This window comes from Flagellimonas sp. (assembly GCF_965222555.1).
In the GTDB taxonomy this organism is placed as follows: Bacteria; Bacteroidota; Bacteroidia; order Flavobacteriales; family Flavobacteriaceae; genus Flagellimonas.
Genome location: NZ_CBDCUG010000005.1, coordinates 1,766,629 through 1,788,702, shown reverse-complemented (window position 1 = coordinate 1,788,702; position 22,074 = coordinate 1,766,629). Strand labels below are relative to the sequence as shown.

Here is a 22,074-nt window from a genome sequence, read left to right as displayed (position 1 = left end):
CGTTTCGGGTTTTTGCTTCTTCTTTTTGTTATCAATCCCGATAAAAAGTACCATCGGGAATACCATAATAATGGTAGACTAAAAGCCGAAGGTTGGAAGGTTCATCAGTCCAAAGAGGAGTTTTGGAAGTATTATCATTACAACGGGAAACTAATGGCACAAGGGCCCTATAAAATGAATCTTCGTGACGGTTATTGGTTTTTTCGCACCAAAGAAGGCAAACTGAAAATGGAAGGGCATTTTAAGCAAGGAAAAAAGGTGAAGTGGTGGCTTTTTTATGATGAAAACGAAAAAGTGAACCACAAATGTCAGCTCCAAAATGGTATTAAGAATGGGTATTGCCTTAAGTATATGGACGAAGAATTAAAATCGGCAGAAAAATATAAAAACGGTAAAAAGATAAAAGAATGGTTTAGCTTTAACAGCTTCAAAAAGGAAAACAAACTTTCCGATTTAAAGTAATGGCAGACATCAAGGTAATAATTCCCGCGGTAAACGAAGGAGATTCCATTGGCAAGGTAGTATCTGAACTTCCTAAATCGGTTTCAGAAATAATAGTTGTCAACAATGGGTCAACGGACAATACCATAGAAAATGCCCAAAAAGCGGGTGCCACAGTACTTACTGAAAACCAAAGAGGGTACGGTTTTGCCTGCTTAAAGGGATTGGATTACATCGGTAAACAATCCAAAGCACCGGATATTATCGTATTTATCGACGGAGACTATTCAGACTATCCAGAGGAATTGGATAAAATAGTGGCTCCAATATTGAACGAGAATATGGATCTAGTCATTGGAGCACGAAAAAAAGAACTACGCGAAGCGGGCTCAATGACCTTTCCACAAATCTTTGGAAATGAGTTGGCCACTTTTTTAATGCGTTTGTTTTTTGGAGCTAAATTCACCGATTTGGGACCTTTCAGAGCCATTAAATATGATAAGCTCCAAGCGCTGGAAATGCAGGACAAAACCTATGGTTGGACCGTGGAAATGCAGTTAAAAGCACTACGTAAAAAACTGGCATATACCGAAGTACCAGTGCGTTATAAAAAGAGAATAGGTGTCTCAAAAGTTTCAGGAACCGTAAAAGGTGCTATATTTGCAGGCATAAAAATTCTAGGTTGGATTTTTAAATACAGTATAAAATAATATGGGACTTACAATCGCTTTTATTATCATCGCTATTTATAGTACGGCCTTGATTTTGATATTCTTCTACAGTTTGGCACAGCTAAATCTGTTGATCAACTATTTGGGCAATAAAAGACGAAATGAAGAAGCGCCCAAATTCAATCTTCTAGATCCAAAGGAAATTCCATTTGTCACTATTCAGCTTCCCATTTATAATGAGGAATATGTGATGGAGCGCCTCTTGGAAAACATCTCCAAAATAGAATATCCAAAAAGCAAATTGGAAATTCAAGTGTTGGATGATTCCACGGATGATACCGTAATTGATACCGCTGAAAGAATTGAGGCTCTTCAGAAAACAGGGCTTGATATAACACACATAAGACGTGAAAACCGCCAAGGTTTTAAAGCTGGTGCCCTAAAAGAAGGTCTTGAAATTGCAAAAGGTGATTTTGTGGCCATCTTTGATGCCGACTTTCTACCGGAGAGCGATTGGTTAAAAAAGACCGTTCCCTATTTTAAGGATGAAGAAATAGGTGTTGTCCAAACCAGATGGGGACACATCAACAGAGATTATTCCACATTGACCAAAATCCAGGCTTTTGCGTTAGATGCCCATTTCACTTTAGAACAGGTGGGCAGAAATTCCAAGGGACATTTTATCAATTTTAATGGTACTGCCGGAATCTGGAGAAAAGAATGCATTTTGGATGCCGGGAACTGGGAAGGAGATACCCTAACGGAAGACCTTGACCTTAGTTATAGAGCCCAGTTAAAAAATTGGAAATTCAAATATTTGGAAGATGTGGAGACCCCAGCTGAGCTTCCTGTTGTAATTAGCGCGGCGCGTTCGCAACAATTCCGTTGGAACAAGGGAGGTGCAGAAAACTTCAGAAAAACAGTTTGGAGCGTTATCACTGCTAAAAACATCTCGTTCAAGACAAAATTCCACGGAGTTATGCACTTGCTCAACAGTTCTATGTTCCTGTGCGTTTTTATTGTTGCACTGTTAAGCATTCCAATGCTCTATATTAAAAACATGTACGGCCATTTGGGCTGGGTATTTGAAGTTACCAGTTTCTTTATCATCAGCACCATTATTCTGTTCATTTGTTATTGGTTTACATACAAGAGCATACAGGGAAGTAGTTTTGATAATTTTGTTGACTATATAAAGCTCTTCTTTACTTTTTTCTCCGTTGCACTTGGATTTTCTCTGCACAATACCGTTGCTGTTTTGGAAGGCCACATGGGTAAACGCAGCGAATTTGTGCGTACCCCAAAATTCAACATCAATAACCTAACGGATAGTTGGAAAGGCAATAAGTATCTGGCCAAGAAATTATCTCCAAATATGATTTTGGAATTTGCACTAATGATTTATTTCCTGTTCGGAATGTACAGTGCTATTCCCTTAAATGATTTCGGATTGTTTCCTTTTCATTTAATGTTGTTTTTGGGCTTTGGCTTTGTATTCTTTAAGTCGCTTACGTCCAAAGCTTAATCTATCAATTTTTCAAGGGCTTCAATTCTTTTCTTTACATAATCCGTGGGAAATAATTTGTAGGCCATCTCATAATTCTCTTTGGATACAGGGTATTTCTTCAAATCGAAATTAATGTCTCCCAAGGCCGTGTAGGGAATTGGGACATTGGGATAGACTTGCTTGTAATACTCAAATATTTTCCTTGCTTCAATGTTGTTGTCAGCTTCAAGTGCACCATAGCCTCGATTGAACAAAATACGCTGGGGCACACGCTTGTCATAGTCAAAAGTGCTTCCCACTTTTTTATAATATTCCATGGTCTTTGAAAAATCGAGGTCACTATATTCAGCAGGCAACTGAAAGGGATCGAAAATGAATTTAATCCCATCAAAATAAGCCTTCCAAGGAACCGTAACATGGGATTCATCCAAATATTCCTTATAAGCAAAACTTGAAAAATGGTGAGATTCGAATAGTTTTTTCAATCGCAGTACACCTTCACGCTCCGGTCCAGTCTCACTCCCTATCCCTATAAAAATTGGTTTTCCGGATTTATTCAATTTCTTCATCAAATCTGATGTAAAACTATCCAATAGCTTAAAATTGTCCCATCGTATGGTGGGCGTTATCGCAACTATGGCATCAAAAGCATCCGTATTTTGAGTGATGGAATATGCAGCAAACAACCCACCCAAAGAATGGCCCATTAAGGTTCTGAAATCGGATATCCTATAATCTTCCTCCAAACGCTTCAACAATTCCTCATTAATAAACCGGTAAAAATTATAGGCATTGCCACTGCCGTCAATTTCAGGTGTGTTGGAAAAAGTCAAATCCTTTCCTCTATTATTGTTAATGATAGCAGCCACAATAATTTTTGGAAAACCGTTTTGGTACAACAATTTTGTGGCCCTACAAACCATATCAAAATGCCATTCCGCATCGGTCAGTAAAAGCAAGGGGTACTTAAAATCTCCCCCATCGTATTCATAAGAATCGGGCAGCCCAATTAAAATCTGCCTTTCTTCATTTAATATATTGGAAGTAAGTGTTAGCGTTTTGGGTTGGGCAAACATGTTAACATTGCCCAACAAAACCATGATTACTATTAGTTTTATATTTTGCATTGCAGTTTTATTGTTTTTGGTTTATACCACTATCAATTTTATGGCAATAGTTTTTAATTGGGGTTGTGTAAACCTGAATTATTTCTGAATTCGACAATTTCCCGTTTTTATACCCAACAGAGGATGTCAAAAAAAACATATCAATACAAAATAGGACATTGGACATTAAATCCATGGACTTCTGAATTGATACATGGAAATAAGAAGACCCACTTACAAAATCAAGTGGCAAAAGTCCTTGTTGTGCTGATTGAAGCCAATGGGAAAGTAATTTCCAAAAAGGATTTATTGGAAAAAGCCTGGGAAGGTGCTATCGTAACTGAAAATTCGCTGGACAAGAGCATATCCGAATTAAGAAAAATATTAGGGGATTCTAGGGCCAATCCAGAATACATAGAAACCATTCCAAAAAAGGGATATCGACTTGTTGCGCCCCTAAAAAAAGTTGAACTCGAGGAAAGCACCCTTCCCATAGAAAAAAAACGAAGTGTCTTTAAATGGATTCTTTTGTTTTTCTTGTTGGTATTATCGGCCATTGTATTCTTTTTCAATCAAAATAACCGCTCAAAGAAAATATTGGCTCCCAACGGAAAAACAATCGCTTCCATAAAGAATGACGGTAGCCACTATGGCCTGTACACAGAAAACATTATAAATGGCAAAGTGCACAAATTGGATTCCTTTCCCAAACCAGAGTCATTGGTGGTAAATTGGTCCTCAGATAGCAATCATATTATCTATAATGCCACGCTGTCCAAAGATGATTTTTATGCTATTAATGTCTTTGACCTTTCAACAAACAGTATTAGCTACATTAAGTTTTCAAAAAGCGAGAGCAAATCCATTCCATACCCAAATGACTTGGATTCAACACCCCAGTTTTTAGAGCACAAAAAACTATCCAAGAGTGATAATACGGTGCATTATATAGCGTACACCAACAATGACACCATTAAAGTGCTTTTTAATGATAAAATAATAAGTGATTTTAAATGGTAAATTGGTTTGATTCAAAGATGTCCATCAGCTAAAAGCTCATTTTCAAAATCCCTACTTTTATATCATTTTAACCAAAGAAACATTCCGAGTTTAGATGGAAGAAAAACCCAGACTTTCAAGACTTACCGCTATTTTGACCCAACTGCAGTCCTCAAAAATTGTAACGGCAAAAATGCTAGCAGAAAAGCATAATGTGAGCATCCGGACCATTTATAGGGATATTAGAACCTTGGAAAAGTCCGGCGTGCCCGTTATTACGGAGGAAGGCAAAGGGTACACCATGATGGAGGGTTATCATCTACCTCCGGTAATGTTTACGGAAGAGGAGGCAAATGCCCTGATAACCGCAGAACAACTTATCCTTAAAAACAAAGATGTTTCCTTTGTACAGCATTATACCGAAGCCATTCTAAAAATAAAAGCCCTTTTAAAAGGTTCCCAAAAAGAAAAAGCCAGTTTGCTTACGGAGCGTATCTACTTTTTTAACAACTATTCCGACCACAAGACCAGTAATTACCTTATGAGTATTCAATCGGCCATAACCAATTTTGAGGTATTGAACATTGATTATCACTCTCTTGATGAAAAATCTTCAAACAGGGACATTGAGCCCTTTGCTTTATACAGTACTCAGGAAAAGTGGTTGCTTATTGCCTATTGCCGACTTCGGAAGGCCTTTAGGGTATTCCGAATTGATTTGATTCAGAAAATCACCAATACCTACCAGCATTTTGAATCGCACAATATGACCTTAGAAGAGTACTACAAATCTTATGACGCCTATTATCAGGATAATCCTGAGCAGAATGGGAAATGATTGGACAATAAAGTGTGTGTTTTTCAAATAGCACTTATCGTTTACGCTAAAAATCGTTTTAATGATTGTTTAGCAACCGATAAGTGAAGTTCGGGAAATTTTTATTAAAAATCCATCAAGAATTGACGAATCCATACTCCGAATTGACCAATGCAAACCACCCCTGACACACACTTGTCATAATCCATCGATATTTTTGTGCAAATCTTAAAATTCAAACATCATGACAAACACCAAAAAAGACGAATTAACCATTGTGGGGCTGTCCATTAGAACATCCAACGACCCGGGAAAAGCTGACCATGACATTCCACAACTTTGGGAAAAAGTTATGGCCGAAAATACATTAAGCCGAGTTCCACATAAAGTGGATGATACCATTTATGCCATCTATACCGATTATGAAGGAGACCACACACAGCCTTATACCATGGTTATAGGTTGTAATGTATCTGAACTTGATAATGTTCCTGAAGACATGACGGTTAAAATGGTTCCCGCAAGCAATTATGCCAAGTTCATTGCCAAGGGTGATTTAACCAAAGATGCCGTGATCAACACCTGGATGGATATTTGGAAAACCGATTTGAAGAGAGCCTACACCACCGATATTGAGATTTATGGCGAAAAAGCCATAGATCCAACCAATGGCGAGGCCGAAATTCTAGTAGCTACGGAGTAGATTTGCCGGGAAGCAGCCCACATCATAAAACGTCAGTTCGAGTGATTTTGCATTCCGCAAAATTGTATCGAGAACTGTATTTGAGTTGAAATTATTGTTTTCGATACAAATTTTCAAAGTTATGCTTCGAAAAATTCACTCAAACTGACGAATTTCAGTAAAATCAAAATATATTTTTATAATTTTTACCAACCTAAGAGATGTTGGTAAGCTATGCCCCTTCACGTCATAAAATTTTGGAAACTTAACAAAATCCCAATTCTTCTTGTGCTGGCCAGCACTTTGTTCTATGCAAGTTTTGCATACGATTTGGCCAGAACCGATTTCCCAAAACTTTTAGGTCTCTTCATTGCCGTTTTCTTTTTGCATTACAAACTGATCCAATTCCAAAAATGGAACTTTAAGTTCCTGATGGTCTCGGGTATTTTATTTCGGTTGGTCTTTCTGATGGCGGAACCCAATCTTTCACAAGATTTTTATCGGTTTATCTGGGATGGTGAGCTCATTAAAAATGGAATAAATCCCTATTTGCATCTACCCAAACACCTGGTTCTGCAGGGAAATCTACCAATCGCAAATGCGCAGGAGTTATTTGCGGGCATGGGCGATTTAAGTGCCAGACATTTTAGCAACTATCCCCCAATTAACCAACTCTTATTTTCTATAGCAGCTATCGGAAGCGGTGGAAGTATTTTGGGCTCCATAATTATTATGCGCCTGACCATTATTCTGGCGGATATTGGAATTATTTACTTTGGAAGAAAGTTGTTACAGCACCTTAATCGTTCCACCCACATGGTTTTTTGGTACCTTTTAAACCCTTTGGTCATTATTGAATTGACAGGGAATCTGCATTTTGAAGGCGTGATGCTTTTTTTCTTTGTGTGGTCGCTCTATCTGGTAGCCGCAAAGAAATGGGTTTGGGCGGCACCGATCTACTCGTTTTCCATAATGGTCAAATTGGTTCCCATCCTGTTTTTACCCCTGTTTTTAAAACACTTCGGATTCAAAAAAAGCTTCATGTTCTATCTTTTAGTGGGGGGAACCTGTCTTTTAACACTTTTACCTTTCTATTCTCCAGCTTTCATCAACAACTATTCGGAAACCGTAGGGCTCTGGTTTTCAAATTTTGAATTCAATGCAGGCATATACAATCTGGTAAAACAAATTGGAGTTACTTTTTTTGACGCCAAACCATGGGAGTTGGTAAAAATTTATGGAAAGGTTGTTGCATTCTCCGTGATCATAGCAACTCTTGCAATCACTTTCGTTCGGAAAAATCAAAACCTGAACATTTTAATTGTATCAATGCTCATTATCATTTCAGGATACTATTTTTTGTCAAGCACGGTCCATCCGTGGTATATTGTGTTCCTTTTGACCTTGGGCATTTTCACAAAATATCAATATGCCATTATATGGTCATTTGTGGTTGTTTTGAGCTATTATGCCTATTCAAATTCCGATTACGATGAAAATTTGTGGTTATTGGCCATTGAGTATCTCTTAGTTTTTGGGTTCCTGATTTATGAAATACTGGCTAAAGCCGAAAAAAAGTTACATTTCTTTAAAAAATAACCTCATTTTCACGCTCACTGGAATTAATTTGTACATTTATCCCATAATGAAAGGACAAGAATACATATTAACTCCATTGAGCATTCCAGCTCCAGTACGTCCGTTCACTCGTCGCCGTCGCCCGTAAGGGTGCACATGACTTATGGAAATAGGTGAGTCCATTTCCGCAAAAACCATACAGCTTTCAATTTTTTTATCAGTTTAAAACGCCATAGCAATGGAAATTGTAATTGCTAACGAATCACATTATAAATACGCCCAAATGATCAGCGACACCATAACGGAGTCTGCCAAGGTTCGTGGTACCGGTATTGCCCAACGCTCACCGGAATACATCATGAAACGCCTTCAGAATGGTAATGCCGTAATTGCTCTAGATGGTGAAAAGTTTGCCGGATTTTGTTATATAGAAGTTTGGGGAAACAAGAATTTTGTAGCCAATTCCGGATTGATTGTTCACCCTGATTATAGAAACCAAGGGCTTGCAAAAAAAATCAAGAAGGCCATTTTTGAACTGTCAAGGCAAAAGTTTCCCAATGCCAAAATTTTTGGGATTACAACAGGGTTGGCCGTGATGAAAATGAATTATGCACTGGGCTACAAGCCTGTTACCTTTTCCGAACTGACAGACGACCCAGAATTTTGGAAAGGCTGTCAAACCTGCAAGAACTTTGATATCCTTACCCGGACTGAAAGAAATATGTGCCTCTGCACAGGAATGCTATATGACCCAGATACCTCAAAAACCGAATCAAAAAGATTGAATGGAAAAGCTTTTAAAAGATTAAAGCGAATCAAACAATCACTTTTCCTAAAAAAGAATAAAAAATGAAAAAACTAGTTTTAGCTTACAGTGGTGGTTTGGACACCTCCTATTGCGCCAAATATCTATCCCAGGAAGAAGGCTTTGAAGTCCATGCCGTAAGTGTGAATACCGGAGGTTTCTCCAAAGAAGAAATTCAATCCATCCAGCAAAAGGCATTGGCTCTTGGCGCTGCAACGTACACCTCCATTGATGCCGTTTCAACGTTTTACGAAAAAGTGGTGAAGTACCTCATCTTCGGAAATGTACTCAAAAACAATACGTATCCGCTCTCTGTAAGCGCCGAACGAATTGTTCAGGCCATTGAAATTGTAAATCACGCCAAAAAATTAGGGGCCAAGTATATTGCCCATGGAAGCACTGGCGCCGGTAATGACCAAGTCCGATTTGATATGATCTTTCAGATCATGGCTCCTGAAATTGAGATCATCACCCCAATTCGGGATAACAAGTTGGCTAGGGAAGAAGAAATTGAATACTTGCAAAAAAATGGCGTGGATTATCCTTGGGAAAAAGCAAAATACTCCATTAATAGAGGTTTATGGGGAACATCGGTAGGTGGAGATGAAACTTTGACCTCGCATCTACCCTTACCCGATACTGCTTACCCCAGCCAACTGGAAAAAGAGTTTTCTAAAGAATTAAAACTCAGTTTTAAACAAGGAGAATTGGTTGCCGTTGATGGGGAAGAAGGAAATCCTGTGCAAAACATCGAAAAATTGGAAGCCATAGCCTCAAAATATGCCATTGGCAGAGACATTCATGTGGGTGATACCATTATCGGTATAAAGGGGCGAGTTGGTTTTGAAGCTGCAGCTCCCTTGATTATTATAAAAGCACACCACTTATTGGAAAAACATACGCTGAGTAAGTGGCAGCAATACCAAAAAGAGCAATTGGGAAATTTCTATGGAATGTTATTGCATGAAGGAAATTATTTGGACGAAGTATTGCGAAACATTGAAGCCTTTTTGGCAGACACCCAAAAAAATGTTTCGGGAGATGTTTTCCTTTCACTGCACCCCTATCGATTTGAATTGAACGGAGTTTCTTCTCCCCATGATTTGATGAATGCTTCTTTCGGAAGTTATGGTGAAATGAACAAAGGTTGGACGGCAGACGATGCCAAAGGATTCATCAAAATTCTTTCCAACCCAGGAAAAATTGCTAACCATGTAAATCAACATCATGATTAAGGCAGGAATTATTGGAGGGTCCGGTTACACAGGAGGCGAATTGATTCGATTGCTCCTTAACCACCCTGAAGCGGAAATCGACTTCGTGTTCAGTACCACTAGGGCTGGAAAACCTATTACTTCGGCCCATCCAGATTTGCTTGGTGTAACGAACTTGGAATTCACCGGCGAAGTAAATTCCAGTGTTGATGTGGTTTTCCTTTGCTTGGGTCATGGCAATTCGTCAAAGTTTTTAAAGGAAAACACTTTTGATTCCACAACCAAGATCGTGGATTTAAGCAATGAGTTTCGATTGAAAGCCGACGCCTCCTTTCAGGGAAAAACATTTGTTTATGGTCTTCCCGAGTTGAGCAAGGAAAGTATTGAAAAGGCAGAAAATATTGCTAACCCTGGATGTTTTGCCACCACCATTCAATTGGGATTGCTTCCCTTGGCAAAAGCAGGTTTGCTGCAAAATCAGGTGCATATCAATGCGGTAACGGGAAGTACAGGAGCAGGAGTTGGACTTTCATCTACCTCCCATTTCAGTTGGCGGAACAACAATGTTTCATGGTACAAACCTTTTACCCATCAACATTTGGGTGAGATTGGAGAAAGCTTGGATTCCTACGGAACCAAAACTGGAAAATTGTTCTTTCTGCCCAACAGAGGAAATTTCACAAGAGGAATTCTGGCAACCAGTTATACCCAGTTTGATGGCAGTTTAGAAGATGTCCAGCAATTGTATCAGGATTTTTACAAGGATGATGTTTTTACCCATGTTTCGGATGAACCCATCCACTTAAAACAAGTAGTGAACACCAACCAATGCCATGTGCATTTGCATAAACATGAGGATACTTTATTGGTGACCTCAGCCATCGATAATTTATTAAAAGGAGCTTCCGGGCAGGCTGTTCAGAATATGAATCTAATGTTTGGATTGGAAGAAACAACAGGACTTCAACTAAAGGCGGGAGTATTTTAAAAAATAAACAAATGAAAATAGCAATCATAGGAGCGGGAAATTTGGGATTGTCCATTGCAAAAGGTGTTTTACATAGCAATGGAGCTACTACCATGTACCTGACCAAACGAAACATATCGGAAATCAAAGAATTTGAAAAGTACGGTAATGTCACCGTCACCACGAACAACAAAGAGGCTATCCAAAATTCGGACACTTTGATTTTTGCCGTGCAACCTGGTCATTTCAGTTCAATTTTGGAAGAAGTAAAAGACCTTTTGACCGAAAATCATGTCATCATCAGTACCATAACGGGTTTCAGCATCTCAAAAATTGAGGAAATTATCGGTTCGGATAAGTACATCATCCGTAGCATGCCCAATACCGCTATTTCTGTCGGAAATTCCATGACCTGTATCTGCAGTAATGAATTGGGTAAAAAGCGAATTGATCTGGCCAAGGCCATTTTCAACAGAATGGGTCATACCTTGGAAATACCTGAAGAGCAAATGCAAGCGGCAACCGTGATTTGTGCCAGTGGCATTGCCTTTTGGATGCGTTTGATTCGGGCCACAACCCAAGGTGCTATTCAATTAGGGTTTGATGCCAAGGAAGCCCAAGAACTGGCCATGCATACTTGTAATGGGGCTGCCAGCCTGTTAATTGAATCCGGAAACCACCCGGAAGAAGAGATCGATCGTGTGACTACACCCAAAGGGTGCACTATTGAAGGGTTGAACGAGATGGAACACCAAGGATTGAGCTCATCACTAATTCGAGGTATAGTGACCTCATTTGAAAAAATAAGTAAAATCAGAAAAGGATAAACAAATGTCAGGTCAAGCTGTCATCCTGAGCTTGTCGAAGGGGTAGCGAGGCCTAATTGATAAGATTCCCGCCTCCGCGGGAATGACAAAAAAGAAAAGATGAAACTATTTGACGTATATCCACTTTACAATGTAACCCCGGTTTCCGCAAAGGGTATTGAGGTAACTGATGATAAAGGCTCAACATATCTTGATTTTTACGGAGGTCATGCGGTAATCTCAATTGGTCACTCCCACCCGCATTATGTGAATCGACTTAAGAATCAACTGGACAAAATCGGGTTTTATAGTAACTCCATCCAAAATCCATTGCAACATAAGTTAGCAGAAAAACTGGGAGAATTGTCCCAATGTGAAGATTATAATCTTTTTATGTGCAATTCTGGAGCGGAAGCCAACGAAAATGCCTTAAAACTGGCTTCTTTCCATACTGGAAAATCCAAGGTCATTGCCTTTAAAAATGGTTTTCATGGGAGAACCTCAGCAGCTGTTGCCACAACGGACAACCCCTCCATTAATGCACCTATCAACCAGCAACAAAAAGTAACATTTTTAGAATTGAACAACTTTGAAGCTTTTCAAAGTGCTATTCAATCTGACGATCATTGTGCCGTAATCATTGAAACTATCCAAGGTATTGGAGGTTTGGATGAACCTACAACCGAGTTTATTCAATTTGTGGCGGAAAAATCCAAAGAAAAAGGGATTGTTCTTATCGCGGACGAGATTCAGTGTGGATTTGGTAGAAGTGGAAAATTCTTTGCCTTTCAACACCACAACATACAACCAGACATTATTTCCATGGCCAAAGGCATGGGCAACGGTTTTCCGGTAGGAGGTATACTTATTCATGAATCGTTCAAAGCATCCTACGGACTTTTAGGAACCACCTTTGGTGGAAATCATCTAGCATGTGCAGCAACTTTAGCCGTTTTGGAGGTATTGGAAAATGAAAATTTAATTCCAAATGCAGATGAACTAGGAAACTATTTCAAAGAAAAAACCGCAGAAATCCCCCAAGTAAAACGAGTTAAGGGAAGAGGGTTGATGTTGGGATTAGAGTTTGATTTTGAAGTTGGAGAGCTGCGCAAAAGTTTGATTTTCAATCAAAGGTTGTTCACTGGAGGTGCAAAAAACAAACACCTGCTTCGGGTTTTGCCTGCATTGAACATCACAAAAGAACATATCGACCTATTTTTTGAAGCATTAAAAGTAGAATTACAATGAGTTTGGTATTATCCATAGAAAAACGAAATGCTGTTTTGACCACCATGGCCCAATTGGTGAAGTTGGAACAATCCAAAATTTTAGCGGCCAATAAAAAAGACCTTGACGGTTATTCAGGGGAAGATTTGGCCATGGGAGATCGCTTAAAAGTTGATCCCTCTAAAATTGATGGAATGGTCTTATCACTTGATCAACTTGCTTCGCAGCAAGACCCTTTGGGAGTGGAACGTTTTCAATTTACCCATGAAAATGGCATCCATATCAGCAACAAAACAGCGCCTTTTGGCACCATCTTGATTATTTACGAATCCAGACCTGATGTGACCATTGAAGCTGCCGGAATTGCATTCAAATCCGGAAATAAAATATTGCTGAAGGGAGGAAAGGAATCCCTCAACAGCAACTTGGTCTTGGTAGAACTGTGGCACAAGGCACTGGAAGAACACAACTGCTCAAAAGATTGGGTCACTTATTTAGAATTTGATAGAGCTCAAACGCAAAACTTTTTGGAAAACCCTTCCCAAAAAATTGACTTGATTGTACCCAGGGGGGGAGAAAAACTCATTGCGTTTGTGAAACAGCATGCCACTTGCCCTGTAATTGTAAGTGGTCGTGGGAACAACTTTTTGTATGTAGATTCCGAGGCTGACCTGGAAATAGCGTTGGATGTCATCATCAATGCAAAAACCACAAAAATATCAGCCTGCAATGCTTTGGACAAGGTACTGATTGCTGCTGATTTGCCAAGAAAACAGGAGTTTTTGACCCAATTGGCCCAACAACTTCAAAAAAGTAAGGTTCAAATCTTAACTGACAAACCGTTGTCCAGCTTATCCGAAACCATTGAAATCCAAGATGATTCTGTTTGGCACGAAGAGTTCTTGGACTACAAAATTGTCCTTGGACAGGTATCCGACTTAACCGAAGCAATTCATAAAATAAACACCTACAGCGGTGGACATTCCGCTGCCATTATTACGGCCAACAATGAAACCGCAACCACATTTATGCAATCCGTGGACTCAGCTGCTGTTTATCACAACGCTTCAACACGATTTACGGACGGAGGTCAGTTTGGTTTGGGAGGAGAGCTTGCCATCAGTACGAATAAATTGCACCAAAGAGGACCCATTGGTCTTCAACATTTGGTAAGTAACAAGTGGTATGTTACCGGAAATGGTCAAACCAGATAAAATAAGATGAAGAAGAAACGAATACTGTTAAAAATAGGCTCAAACACCTTGACCAAGGAAACCAATCAGATTTCCCGAGGAAAGGTGGAGGATATTGGCAGACAGATTGCACAGCTTTCCAATGAATATGAATTTATCATTGTCAGCTCCGGGGCCATTGCAGCAGCAAAACAGTTTGTAAAATTGGAACATACCGGTCCAGAAATCAATGTGAAGCAAGCATTGGCTGCCATTGGTCAACCCCATTTGATGCGGATTTTCCAGGAAAATTTTAGGGAATTGGGATTGCTTACCTCACAATGTTTGCTTTCTTATTCCGATTTTGAAAATGCAGATTCAAAAGTCAACATTAAAAATACCATTAACGTTTTGGTGGCGAATAATTTCATCCCAATTATCAATGAAAATGATACTGTTGCAACGGATGAAATCAAATTTGGTGATAACGACAAGTTGGCTGCGTTAACCGCTGCTTTGTTGGACGCAGACCTGTTGTTGATCGCGACAAACACCAACGGAATCTATACGAAGGAATCCTTGGAAAACAATCAGCCAAAAACCATTGAAGCCGTAAACGACCTTCAAAATCTGATCAAAGAAATAGGTAATGGTAAATCCACCCACGGAACCGGAGGGATGCAGTCTAAAATAGAGGCTGCCACCATTGCCAAAAATGCAGGAATTGAAACTTGGATTGTGAATGGTTTGAATGAGAATTTCATCCAGGATGCCCTTCAAGATTCCACAAACCATACAAAAATTAAATGATGAAACACTACCTTTCCATAAACGATATAGACAATCTATCTGAATGTGTAGCGGAGGCCAGAGCACTCAAAAAAGAGCCTAAGAAGTATCTTGCGCTAGGTACCGGAAAAACCATTTGTTTGTTGTTTTTCAATAACTCACTCAGGACACGATTGAGCACTCAAAAAGCTGCCATGAACTTGGGTATGGATGTTATGGTCATGAATTTTGGCAACGAAGGATGGGCTCTGGAATATGGTGATGGCACCATTATGGATCAAGGAACATCGGAACATATAAAAGAGGCTGCACAAGTAGTTTCCCAGTTTTGTGACGTGGTTGCCATTAGAGCCTTTGCCAAATTGGAGGATAAAGCCAAAGATGAGGCAGAGGAGGTTTTGAACGGCTTCGCCAAATATACCTCAATCCCCATTGTGAACATGGAAAGTTCAACCGCACACCCATTACAGGCCTTGGCAGATGCCATAACTTTGGAAGAAAACAGAATACAAAACAAACCGAAGGTGGTTTTATCATGGGCCCCACATCCCAAAGCTTTGCCACATGCAGTAGGAAATTCATTTGTTAAGATGATGCAATTACAAGATGCCGATTTTGTCATTACCCATCCAAAAGGGTACGAATTGAACCCCGAAATCACCAAAGGATGTAAAATTGAATATGACCAAGCAAAAGCTTTGGAAGATGCAGATTTCGTTTATGTAAAAAACTGGAGCAGTTATACCGATTATGGAAAAGTATTGGTGCAAGATTCCAATTGGATGATGACCGCAGAAAAGCTAGGAAATGCTAAGTTTATGCATTGCCTCCCTGTTAGGCGAAACGTAGTGGTTGAAGATGCTGTTTTAGACGGAAACCAATCATTAGTGATTGAACAGGCCAATAACAGAACTTTTTCCGCACAAATTGTGTTAAAAAAGATATTGGAAAACCTATAACCCAAGAAAAATGAAACTAAAAGACCAAGTCTGTATTGTTACCGGAGCTACAAGTGGCATGGGAAAGAGCATTGCGGAGATGTTGCACGCTGAAGGTGCAAAACTTGTTCTTTCCGGACGTAACTTGGAAAGAGGCAATGCCTTGGTAAAAGCACTCAAAGGTGCTGTCTTTGTTGCTGGAGATGTTTCCCAACCTGATTACAATGAAAAATTGGTCAAAACGTCCATTGACGAGTTTGGGAAACTTGACGTACTATCCTTGAATGCAGGGATTTTAGGATTGGGCAATGTAGTTGACCTTTCGGTCTCCGATTGGCACAACACTTTGGACGTTAACCTAAGTTCTATTTTCTATTTGTCAAAATATGCCATTCCACACCTTCAAAAAAGTGGAAAGGGGAATATCCTTATCAATGCATCCATTGCAGCTTTTAAAAGCTTTCCCAATCATCCGGCGTATTGTGCCTCAAAGGGCGCAAGCATAGCTTTGATGAAACAAATGGCGGTTGAATATGCTCCAAAAATTAGGGTAAACGCAATTTGTCCAGGTCCCGTAGATACGCCTTTGATATGGGATTCGGCAAAAGCATTTCCAAATCCTGAGGAAGCGGTGGAAAATGCTGCAAAAGCAACTTTATTACAACGATTGGGCACCCCGGAGGACATTGCAAAGTTGGCTCTTTTTCTAATTTCAGATGATTCATCATGGATTACTGGAACGTCCATGACCATTGACGGTGGAATACTAAATACGTAAAATGAAAGAAAAACTTTCCATAGTAAAAATAGGCGGTAACATCATTGAAAACTCTGAAGAGTTATCACACTTGCTTGGGTTATTCTCCAAAATAGATGGTCACAAAATATTGGTGCATGGCGGTGGCAAAAAAGCCACCCAAATTGGAAACAAATTGGGTATTGAAACAAAAATGACCAATGGTCGAAGGATTACAGATGCCGAAAGCTTGGATGTGGCCATTATGGTATATGGAGGATTGGTCAGTAAGAAAATTACGGCGCAATTACAGGCGTTGGGATGTAATGCCATGGGAATGAGCGGGGCAGATGCCAATGCCATCCATGCTCACAAAAGACCGGTGAAAGAGGTGGATTTTGGATGGGTCGGTGATGTAGACGGAGTAAATTCAGAAGGGATTTCAAAATTATTGCAAGCAGGTTTTACTCCTGTTTTTTGTGCGTTGACACATGATGGCAAAGGGCAATTGTTCAATACCAATGCAGATACCATTGCTTCTGAGTTGGCTATTGGATTATCATCCAAATATGAAACTACGCTATATTATTGTTTTGAAAAGAAGGGCGTATTGCAAAATATTGAGGATGAAAATTCCGTAATCCAACATATCAATTCAGAAACCTATAAATTCCTTTTGGCAGATGGAATCATTGCGGATGGAATGCTTCCAAAAATGCACAATTGTTTCCATGCTCTTGAAAACAATGTAAAACAAGTTTGTATTGGTGACAGCGAAATGCTTCAGCAGTCAACATCAAATTTTACGACTTTAACGCTATGAAAATTGACCAAGAACAGCTGACCCAAAAAGCCATTGAACTGCTGCAACAGTTGATTGCCATTCCATCCTTTTCCGGAGAGGAGGACAAAACGGGTGATGCCATACAAAATTGGTTGACGGATTTTGGGGTAAAAACCAAGAGACAGTTCAACAACATTTATGCTTTCAACAAGCATTTTGATGAAAACAAGCCCACCCTGCTCCTTAATTCACATCATGATACCGTAAAACCCAATGCGGCCTATACTAAAGACCCTTTCAATCCCCATATAGAGGATGGAAAATTGTTTGGCCTGGGAAGTAATGATGCGGGTGGTTGTTTGGTCTCCTTATTGGCAACTTTTGTTCACTTTTATGAGCAGAAAAACTTAAGCCATAATATTATTATGGCAGCTACAGCGGAGGAAGAAAATGCAGGGGAAAAAAGTTTGCGGGCCCTAATTCCCATCCTTCCAAAAATTGATGTGGCCGTTGTAGGGGAACCCACCCTTATGGATTTGGCCATTGCCGAAAAAGGATTGGTTGTATTCGATGCAATGGTGGAAGGAACTCCCTCCCATGCAGCGCATCCCAATGACAACAATTCCATTTACAATACCATTGAAGTGTTGAACTGGTTCAAGAATTGCACCTTTGAAAAAGTATCCGATACTTTAGGTGAAGTAAAATTGACCGTTACCCAAATCAATGCGGGAAATCAGCATAATGTTGTCCCGGCCAAAGTGGATTTGGTGGTCGATGTTAGGGTAAACGATTGCTACTCCAACAAAGAAATTGCGGATTTTCTTCAAAAAGAAGCTCCATGTAAAATGACACCTCGTTCCCTTCGACTGAACTCATCTGCCATTGACCCGAATCATGATCTAGTAAAAAGCGGCATTGCTTTAGGAAGAAAAACTTATGGTTCCCCTACTTTGTCAGATCAGGCTGCTTTAAGTTGTCAATCAGTAAAGTTGGGGCCAGGACATAGCCCCCGCTCCCATTCGGCCAATGAATTTATTTTTGTAAAGGAAATTGAGGAAGGGATAGATCTGTATATCAAAATCCTTTCTGGATTCTTAATTCAAAAATAACACACCCATGTCAGGAGAAACCGATTTAAAAAAGTTATTGTCAAAGTTACAACCAGTACTTAATCAAGGAGATTTCGTTTTCGCCAGTGTGGATGATTCCTTTCAATTTAATCTTGACCTTGTACATGGTATTTTTAAGGAAAAAGAAGGGATAACATTGATTCTAAAAAAAGAAGATGCAGACAGTATAAATCTGAAATACAATTACATGGCCTCCTGCATCACCTTAAACACGAATTCTCCAATTCCTTTAGAAACTGTGGGACTCACAGCAGCGATTTCAAATGTTCTTGCCAATGAAGGAATCAGTTTCAATGTTGTGGCTGCTTACTATCATGACCACATTTTTGTGGAAAAACAGGAAGCACAACGTGCTATGGAAGTTTTAAAACAATTGAAAAACAACAACAATTCTAAAAAATGAAACTCTGGGACAAAGGTTTTAGTACCGATAAAAAAATAGACCATTTTACCGTGGGCAATGATCGAGAACTGGATTTGCTATTGGCAAAATATGATGTCATAGCATCAAAAGCCCATGCAAAGATGTTGAGCAAAGTTGGCTTGATCACCGAAGAAGAAACCAAAAAATTGGTCAAGGAACTGGATAACATTACACGTTGTATTGAAGATGGAGTTTTTACCATTGAAGACGATTTTGAGGACATGCATTCCAAAATTGAATTTGTGCTTACACAAAGGCTAGGAGATACCGGCAAAAAAATCCATACGGCTAGATCTAGGAACGACCAGATTTTAGTGGCCATGCAGTTGTACCTGATAAATGAACTGGATGAAATTAAAAATGAGGTGAAAACGCTCTTTGACCTCTTGTTGGATTTGGCCAAAAAACACAAAAAAGTACTGCTCCCCGGTTACACCCATTTACAAATTGCAATGCCTTCTTCATTTGGACTGTGGTTTTCGGCCTATGCAGAAAGTTTGATCGATGATTTGTATTTTGTAGAGGCCGCTCGAAAAATTGCGGACCAGAACCCGTTGGGGAGCGCTGCCGGCTATGGTAGTTCATTCCCAATAGACAGAAACTTCACCACACATGAAATGGGTTTTGAGACCCTAAAATACAACGTGGTCGCTGCCCAGATGGGTCGCGGAAAGGTAGAAAAAGCCACTGCCTTTGGAATTTCCAGTATTGCAGCCACGCTATCCAAATTGGCCATGGACATCTGTTTGTACATGGGTCAAAATTTTGATTTCATCTCCTTTCCTGATGAGCTGACCACAGGTAGCAGTATTATGCCACACAAGAAAAACCCTGATGTTTTTGAACTAATTCGTGCCAAGTGCAATAAGATTCAAGCTGTGCCCAGTCAATTGACACTGATCACCAATAACCTGCCCAGTGGTTACCATAGAGATCTGCAATTGGTAAAAGAGGTCATCGTACCGGCCATCCAAGACATTAAAGCCTGTTTGGAAATGATGCTTTTTAGCCTGAAGAAAATAAAGGTCAACACCAAAATTTTGGATGATCCCAAATATGACTATTTGTTCAGTGTAGATACTTTAAATGAGTTGGTAAAAAGTGGAATGCCATTTAGGGATGCTTATAAAAGCATGGGCAAGGATATTGAAGCGGGCACCTTTACTCCCAAAAAAGATATTAAACATACCCATGAGGGTAGTTTCGGGAATTTATGTTTGAAGGAGATACAGACAAAAATGGAAAAACTGTTGGCTTAAAAAGCTAATTCGTGAAGATGGTTAATCCAGCATGTAGATCCGTCAATTTAGCTTAGCTTTTTACATCAAAATTTAAGAACTTCACTTATCGGGCGATATAGCTCATTAAAACGAGCGATATCTTAAACGTTACCTGCAAGCGCAAAAAAAAATGAAGACAGAAGAATTTGTAAAAGCATTTTATTCAGAAAAACAGAACTTTCTGAAAGAATACCTTTCTGAAAAATCTGAAACGGAAGTAAGACAATTAATTGAGTCTCTTAATCTAACTGACCAACAGACCGAAATAATGAAAAAAGTATTAGATTCTTCATTTACTGACATTTTTTACACTATTCTTTTGGGTTTGGATGGTTCTGCTTCAATTGGCGGAATACAAGAAATGTATGACTTGAAAGATGAGAATGGAAATCAACTGAGTGGAGAAATAGAAGGATATGCTTATGAATATTTTCAAGAGAACAAATAAATGAAAGTATGCTAGATTTCTATTTGATAAATGATGAACAATCTAAGCCTAATTATCCTGAAAAGGCAAATCTGGAATACATTTCTGGCTTGAATTCAAAGACTTTTGAAAATCTAAAAGAAAATGGAATTATTGATTCTCGATTTGATTACTATTCTGACTTTAGATGGAATAATGGATTGGTAAAGCAAATCAGTAAAAAAGCATCTGAAAAAAGAGAATCGGATACTGACATTGAAAAGTTATGTGAGATTCTGGAGAAAGCTTTGGAATCGAAGTCTGGAATAATAGCATATTGTGATTAAAAAAGCCAGCAGGTAACAATGTATACCGCAATTAAGGTGGATTCGACTACGCCCGAATCCACTCGGAATTGCTAAAGTCAGTGCCAAACCGAAAATTAACGCATATTAACCCGTAACTGACGGTTATACGAAACCGATAAGTGTAACTACAAAATCATCCCTCTTGATATGAGTCACAATCAATAGGAAAAAAGCTTCGCTGCGATAATCTCCAATTTATTAGTAGCTTTCGGTGATGAACGATACTGATTATTATTCCCATCTCTACGAGATAGCAAGCCATCTGAACAAAGAGTTTTCCTTGCATTCCGCACTTCGGAAATCCTTGGAGAAAATGGTGGAAATCCTTAATCTGGAAACAGGATGGGTCTGGCTTACGGAGCCGGATAACAAGTCGGTATACTTAGCAGCTTCACACAATCTACCTCCTACATTGAGTAATCATCCGGAGCGGTTGTCAGGCGGGTGTTATTGCATAAAACAATACTTGGCAGACGGTATGGATCAGGCCATGAACATCAGTGAGATAGCCTGTACAAGATTAAAGGATATTGGCTCGGGTACCGAAGACCTCAAGTTTCACGCTACCATTCCCATCATTATCAATAACCAGAAAGTGGGACTCATTAATTTACTGAGCGAAGAAAACCGGAAACTCACCAAAAAGGAACTTACCATTCTTAACACCATCAGTGAATTGGTAGGAACTGCCATTCAACGCACCCGATTGCAACAATCCTATAGCCGTGAAAGTGTTGAATCAGACGCAAGCATACGTGACGTGCTAAAACGGGTTTTCATACCAAAAATAGAAGCTATTATCTCATCCCTTGAAAATACGGAGAGGCATAAAGTGATAGACGCTCTTAAAACAACTACAGATCTTCAAAAGCATTTGACCATTTTATTGGAGGAAACAGAGCCAAGTAAAGAGCCTAGAGCCAGATCAAAGAAGTTTAATTATCCCGAAATGCCACTGACAAGTCGTGAGCTGGAAGTATTAACCCTTATAAAACAGGGGCTTACAAACGAAAGTATTGGAAAACAGCTGTACATCACCGAGCGCACCGTAAAATTCCATGTTACCGCAATCCTGTCCAAACTTCATGCAGACAATAGGACAGAAGCCGTGGATATTGCACTTAAACGAGGGCTTTTTAGCATCTGATAATTTCACAACACTAAACTGTACTTTAGTACAGGACGCTTTCTGTACCAAGGTTCGTTTTAAGCCTCATTTTCTGG

At 39.4% G+C, this 22,074-nt stretch carries 24 protein-coding genes; 23 read left to right on the top strand and 1 reads right to left on the bottom strand.

Annotated features, from left to right (window positions below):
* Window positions 1–12 precede the first annotated feature (12 nt).
* Genes ACOQO1_RS16445 through ACOQO1_RS16435 form a run of 3 tightly spaced genes read left to right on the top strand, consistent with a single transcriptional unit; the run spans window position 13 to window position 2,637 of the window.
* A complete protein-coding gene (locus tag ACOQO1_RS16445) occupies window positions 13–462 on the top strand; it encodes a toxin-antitoxin system YwqK family antitoxin (RefSeq protein WP_420603976.1) in 450 nt (149 codons plus the stop codon).
* Complete coding sequence (locus tag ACOQO1_RS16440) at window positions 462–1,151, top strand: glycosyltransferase family 2 protein (RefSeq protein WP_420603975.1); 690 nt, start codon at window positions 462–464, stop codon at window positions 1,149–1,151. The genes ACOQO1_RS16445 and ACOQO1_RS16440 overlap by 1 nt, the downstream gene beginning before the upstream one ends.
* 1 nt (window position 1,152) lies before the next feature.
* Entirely contained in the window at window positions 1,153–2,637 is a 1,485-nt protein-coding gene (locus ACOQO1_RS16435; RefSeq protein WP_420603974.1) for a cellulose synthase family protein, read from the top strand.
* Here the strand turns inward: ACOQO1_RS16435 and ACOQO1_RS16430 are convergent.
* Complete coding sequence (locus ACOQO1_RS16430; RefSeq protein ID WP_420603973.1) at window positions 2,634–3,746, bottom strand: alpha/beta hydrolase-fold protein; 1,113 nt, start codon at window positions 3,744–3,746, stop codon at window positions 2,634–2,636. The genes ACOQO1_RS16435 and ACOQO1_RS16430 overlap by 4 nt on opposite strands.
* A 123-nt stretch (window positions 3,747–3,869) precedes the next feature.
* Between ACOQO1_RS16430 and ACOQO1_RS16425 the strand changes: the two genes are divergently transcribed.
* The 20 genes from ACOQO1_RS16425 to ACOQO1_RS16330 all read left to right on the top strand — a co-directional run bounded on the left by ACOQO1_RS16425 (window position 3,870) and on the right by ACOQO1_RS16330 (window position 21,997).
* Entirely contained in the window at window positions 3,870–4,745 is an 876-nt protein-coding gene (locus ACOQO1_RS16425; protein WP_420603972.1) for a winged helix-turn-helix domain-containing protein, read from the top strand.
* A 94-nt stretch (window positions 4,746–4,839) separates the two neighbouring features.
* Window positions 4,840–5,562, top strand: coding sequence for a helix-turn-helix transcriptional regulator (locus ACOQO1_RS16420; protein ID WP_420603971.1), 723 nt, complete (start codon window positions 4,840–4,842; stop codon window positions 5,560–5,562).
* A gap of 223 nt (window positions 5,563–5,785) precedes the next feature.
* Complete coding sequence (locus tag ACOQO1_RS16415) at window positions 5,786–6,244, top strand: GyrI-like domain-containing protein (protein WP_420603970.1); 459 nt, start codon at window positions 5,786–5,788, stop codon at window positions 6,242–6,244.
* A gap of 267 nt (window positions 6,245–6,511) precedes the next feature.
* Window positions 6,512–7,822, top strand: coding sequence for a glycosyltransferase 87 family protein (locus ACOQO1_RS16410; RefSeq protein ID WP_420603969.1), 1,311 nt, complete (start codon window positions 6,512–6,514; stop codon window positions 7,820–7,822).
* Between the two features lie 217 nt (window positions 7,823–8,039).
* Window positions 8,040–8,654 carry a GNAT family N-acetyltransferase gene (locus tag ACOQO1_RS16405; RefSeq protein ID WP_420603968.1) on the top strand — a complete coding sequence of 205 codons (615 nt, stop codon included), beginning with the start codon at window positions 8,040–8,042 and terminating at the stop codon, window positions 8,652–8,654.
* Window positions 8,651–9,841 carry an argininosuccinate synthase gene (locus ACOQO1_RS16400; RefSeq protein ID WP_420603967.1) on the top strand — a complete coding sequence of 397 codons (1,191 nt, stop codon included), beginning with the start codon at window positions 8,651–8,653 and terminating at the stop codon, window positions 9,839–9,841. Before ACOQO1_RS16405 ends, ACOQO1_RS16400 begins: the two co-directional genes overlap by 4 nt.
* Entirely contained in the window at window positions 9,834–10,808 is a 975-nt protein-coding gene (argC, locus tag ACOQO1_RS16395; RefSeq protein WP_420603966.1) for an N-acetyl-gamma-glutamyl-phosphate reductase, read from the top strand. The genes ACOQO1_RS16400 and argC overlap by 8 nt, the downstream gene beginning before the upstream one ends.
* 11 nt (window positions 10,809–10,819) lie before the next feature.
* Window positions 10,820–11,614: a pyrroline-5-carboxylate reductase gene (proC, locus tag ACOQO1_RS16390; protein ID WP_420603965.1), complete on the top strand. Its 795-nt coding sequence runs from the start codon at window positions 10,820–10,822 to the stop codon at window positions 11,612–11,614.
* 99 nt (window positions 11,615–11,713) lie between these two features.
* Entirely contained in the window at window positions 11,714–12,841 is a 1,128-nt protein-coding gene (locus ACOQO1_RS16385; RefSeq protein ID WP_420603964.1) for an aspartate aminotransferase family protein, read from the top strand.
* On the top strand, window positions 12,838–14,034 hold the full coding sequence (locus ACOQO1_RS16380) for a glutamate-5-semialdehyde dehydrogenase (protein ID WP_420603963.1): 1,197 nt from the start codon (window positions 12,838–12,840) through the stop codon (window positions 14,032–14,034). The genes ACOQO1_RS16385 and ACOQO1_RS16380 overlap by 4 nt, the downstream gene beginning before the upstream one ends.
* A 6-nt stretch (window positions 14,035–14,040) precedes the next feature.
* Window positions 14,041–14,802 (top strand): glutamate 5-kinase, encoded by a 762-nt coding sequence (gene proB, locus ACOQO1_RS16375; protein ID WP_420603962.1) that lies wholly within the window; start codon window positions 14,041–14,043, stop codon window positions 14,800–14,802.
* The gene (locus ACOQO1_RS16370; RefSeq protein WP_420604342.1) at window positions 14,802–15,740 is read left to right on the top strand and encodes an acetylornithine carbamoyltransferase; all 939 of its coding nucleotides are present in this window, start codon (window positions 14,802–14,804) and stop codon (window positions 15,738–15,740) included. Before proB ends, ACOQO1_RS16370 begins: the two co-directional genes overlap by 1 nt.
* 10 nt (window positions 15,741–15,750) lie before the next feature.
* Window positions 15,751–16,497 carry an SDR family NAD(P)-dependent oxidoreductase gene (locus ACOQO1_RS16365; protein WP_420603961.1) on the top strand — a complete coding sequence of 249 codons (747 nt, stop codon included), beginning with the start codon at window positions 15,751–15,753 and terminating at the stop codon, window positions 16,495–16,497.
* Window position 16,498: 1 nt separating this feature from the next.
* Window positions 16,499–17,278 carry an acetylglutamate kinase gene (argB, locus tag ACOQO1_RS16360; protein ID WP_420603960.1) on the top strand — a complete coding sequence of 260 codons (780 nt, stop codon included), beginning with the start codon at window positions 16,499–16,501 and terminating at the stop codon, window positions 17,276–17,278.
* The gene (locus ACOQO1_RS16355; protein WP_420603959.1) at window positions 17,275–18,351 is read left to right on the top strand and encodes a M20 family metallo-hydrolase; all 1,077 of its coding nucleotides are present in this window, start codon (window positions 17,275–17,277) and stop codon (window positions 18,349–18,351) included. The genes argB and ACOQO1_RS16355 overlap by 4 nt, the downstream gene beginning before the upstream one ends.
* Window positions 18,352–18,358: 7 nt before the next feature.
* Window positions 18,359–18,775: an ACT domain-containing protein gene (locus tag ACOQO1_RS16350; RefSeq protein WP_420603958.1), complete on the top strand. Its 417-nt coding sequence runs from the start codon at window positions 18,359–18,361 to the stop codon at window positions 18,773–18,775.
* A complete protein-coding gene (gene argH / locus ACOQO1_RS16345; RefSeq protein WP_420603957.1) occupies window positions 18,772–20,055 on the top strand; it encodes an argininosuccinate lyase in 1,284 nt (427 codons plus the stop codon). The genes ACOQO1_RS16350 and argH overlap by 4 nt, the downstream gene beginning before the upstream one ends.
* Window positions 20,056–20,206: 151 nt before the next feature.
* Window positions 20,207–20,524, top strand: coding sequence for a hypothetical protein (locus tag ACOQO1_RS16340; protein ID WP_420603956.1), 318 nt, complete (start codon window positions 20,207–20,209; stop codon window positions 20,522–20,524).
* 8 nt (window positions 20,525–20,532) lie between these two features.
* Complete coding sequence (locus ACOQO1_RS16335) at window positions 20,533–20,829, top strand: hypothetical protein (RefSeq protein ID WP_420603955.1); 297 nt, start codon at window positions 20,533–20,535, stop codon at window positions 20,827–20,829.
* A gap of 235 nt (window positions 20,830–21,064) precedes the next feature.
* Window positions 21,065–21,997: a LuxR C-terminal-related transcriptional regulator gene (locus tag ACOQO1_RS16330; protein ID WP_420603954.1), complete on the top strand. Its 933-nt coding sequence runs from the start codon at window positions 21,065–21,067 to the stop codon at window positions 21,995–21,997.
* Window positions 21,998–22,074: the final 77 nt, after the last annotated feature.

What these genes read in the sequence shown, in the direction of transcription:
- ACOQO1_RS16400 (WP_420603967.1), top strand. Translation starts at nt 8,651, where the DNA reads ATGAAAAAACTAGTTTTAGCTTACAGTGGTGGTTTGGACACCTCCTAT.
- ACOQO1_RS16340 (WP_420603956.1), top strand. Translation starts at nt 20,207, where the DNA reads ATGAAGACAGAAGAATTTGTAAAAGCATTTTATTCAGAAAAACAGAAC.
- ACOQO1_RS16440 (WP_420603975.1), top strand. Translation starts at nt 462, where the DNA reads ATGGCAGACATCAAGGTAATAATTCCCGCGGTAAACGAAGGAGATTCC.
- proB (WP_420603962.1), top strand. Translation starts at nt 14,041, where the DNA reads ATGAAGAAGAAACGAATACTGTTAAAAATAGGCTCAAACACCTTGACC.
- ACOQO1_RS16365 (WP_420603961.1), top strand. Translation starts at nt 15,751, where the DNA reads ATGAAACTAAAAGACCAAGTCTGTATTGTTACCGGAGCTACAAGTGGC.
- ACOQO1_RS16415 (WP_420603970.1), top strand. Translation starts at nt 5,786, where the DNA reads ATGACAAACACCAAAAAAGACGAATTAACCATTGTGGGGCTGTCCATT.
- argC (WP_420603966.1), top strand. Translation starts at nt 9,834, where the DNA reads ATGATTAAGGCAGGAATTATTGGAGGGTCCGGTTACACAGGAGGCGAA.
- ACOQO1_RS16430 (WP_420603973.1), bottom strand. Translation starts at nt 3,746, where the DNA reads ATGCAAAATATAAAACTAATAGTAATCATGGTTTTGTTGGGCAATGTT.
- ACOQO1_RS16420 (WP_420603971.1), top strand. Translation starts at nt 4,840, where the DNA reads ATGGAAGAAAAACCCAGACTTTCAAGACTTACCGCTATTTTGACCCAA.
- ACOQO1_RS16435 (WP_420603974.1), top strand. Translation starts at nt 1,153, where the DNA reads ATGGGACTTACAATCGCTTTTATTATCATCGCTATTTATAGTACGGCC.
- ACOQO1_RS16335 (WP_420603955.1), top strand. Translation starts at nt 20,533, where the DNA reads ATGCTAGATTTCTATTTGATAAATGATGAACAATCTAAGCCTAATTAT.
- ACOQO1_RS16330 (WP_420603954.1), top strand. Translation starts at nt 21,065, where the DNA reads ATGAACGATACTGATTATTATTCCCATCTCTACGAGATAGCAAGCCAT.
- ACOQO1_RS16350 (WP_420603958.1), top strand. Translation starts at nt 18,359, where the DNA reads ATGTCAGGAGAAACCGATTTAAAAAAGTTATTGTCAAAGTTACAACCA.
- ACOQO1_RS16405 (WP_420603968.1), top strand. Translation starts at nt 8,040, where the DNA reads ATGGAAATTGTAATTGCTAACGAATCACATTATAAATACGCCCAAATG.
- ACOQO1_RS16355 (WP_420603959.1), top strand. Translation starts at nt 17,275, where the DNA reads ATGAAAATTGACCAAGAACAGCTGACCCAAAAAGCCATTGAACTGCTG.
- proC (WP_420603965.1), top strand. Translation starts at nt 10,820, where the DNA reads ATGAAAATAGCAATCATAGGAGCGGGAAATTTGGGATTGTCCATTGCA.
- ACOQO1_RS16370 (WP_420604342.1), top strand. Translation starts at nt 14,802, where the DNA reads ATGAAACACTACCTTTCCATAAACGATATAGACAATCTATCTGAATGT.
- ACOQO1_RS16380 (WP_420603963.1), top strand. Translation starts at nt 12,838, where the DNA reads ATGAGTTTGGTATTATCCATAGAAAAACGAAATGCTGTTTTGACCACC.
- ACOQO1_RS16385 (WP_420603964.1), top strand. Translation starts at nt 11,714, where the DNA reads ATGAAACTATTTGACGTATATCCACTTTACAATGTAACCCCGGTTTCC.
- argB (WP_420603960.1), top strand. Translation starts at nt 16,499, where the DNA reads ATGAAAGAAAAACTTTCCATAGTAAAAATAGGCGGTAACATCATTGAA.
- ACOQO1_RS16425 (WP_420603972.1), top strand. Translation starts at nt 3,870, where the DNA reads ATGTCAAAAAAAACATATCAATACAAAATAGGACATTGGACATTAAAT.
- argH (WP_420603957.1), top strand. Translation starts at nt 18,772, where the DNA reads ATGAAACTCTGGGACAAAGGTTTTAGTACCGATAAAAAAATAGACCAT.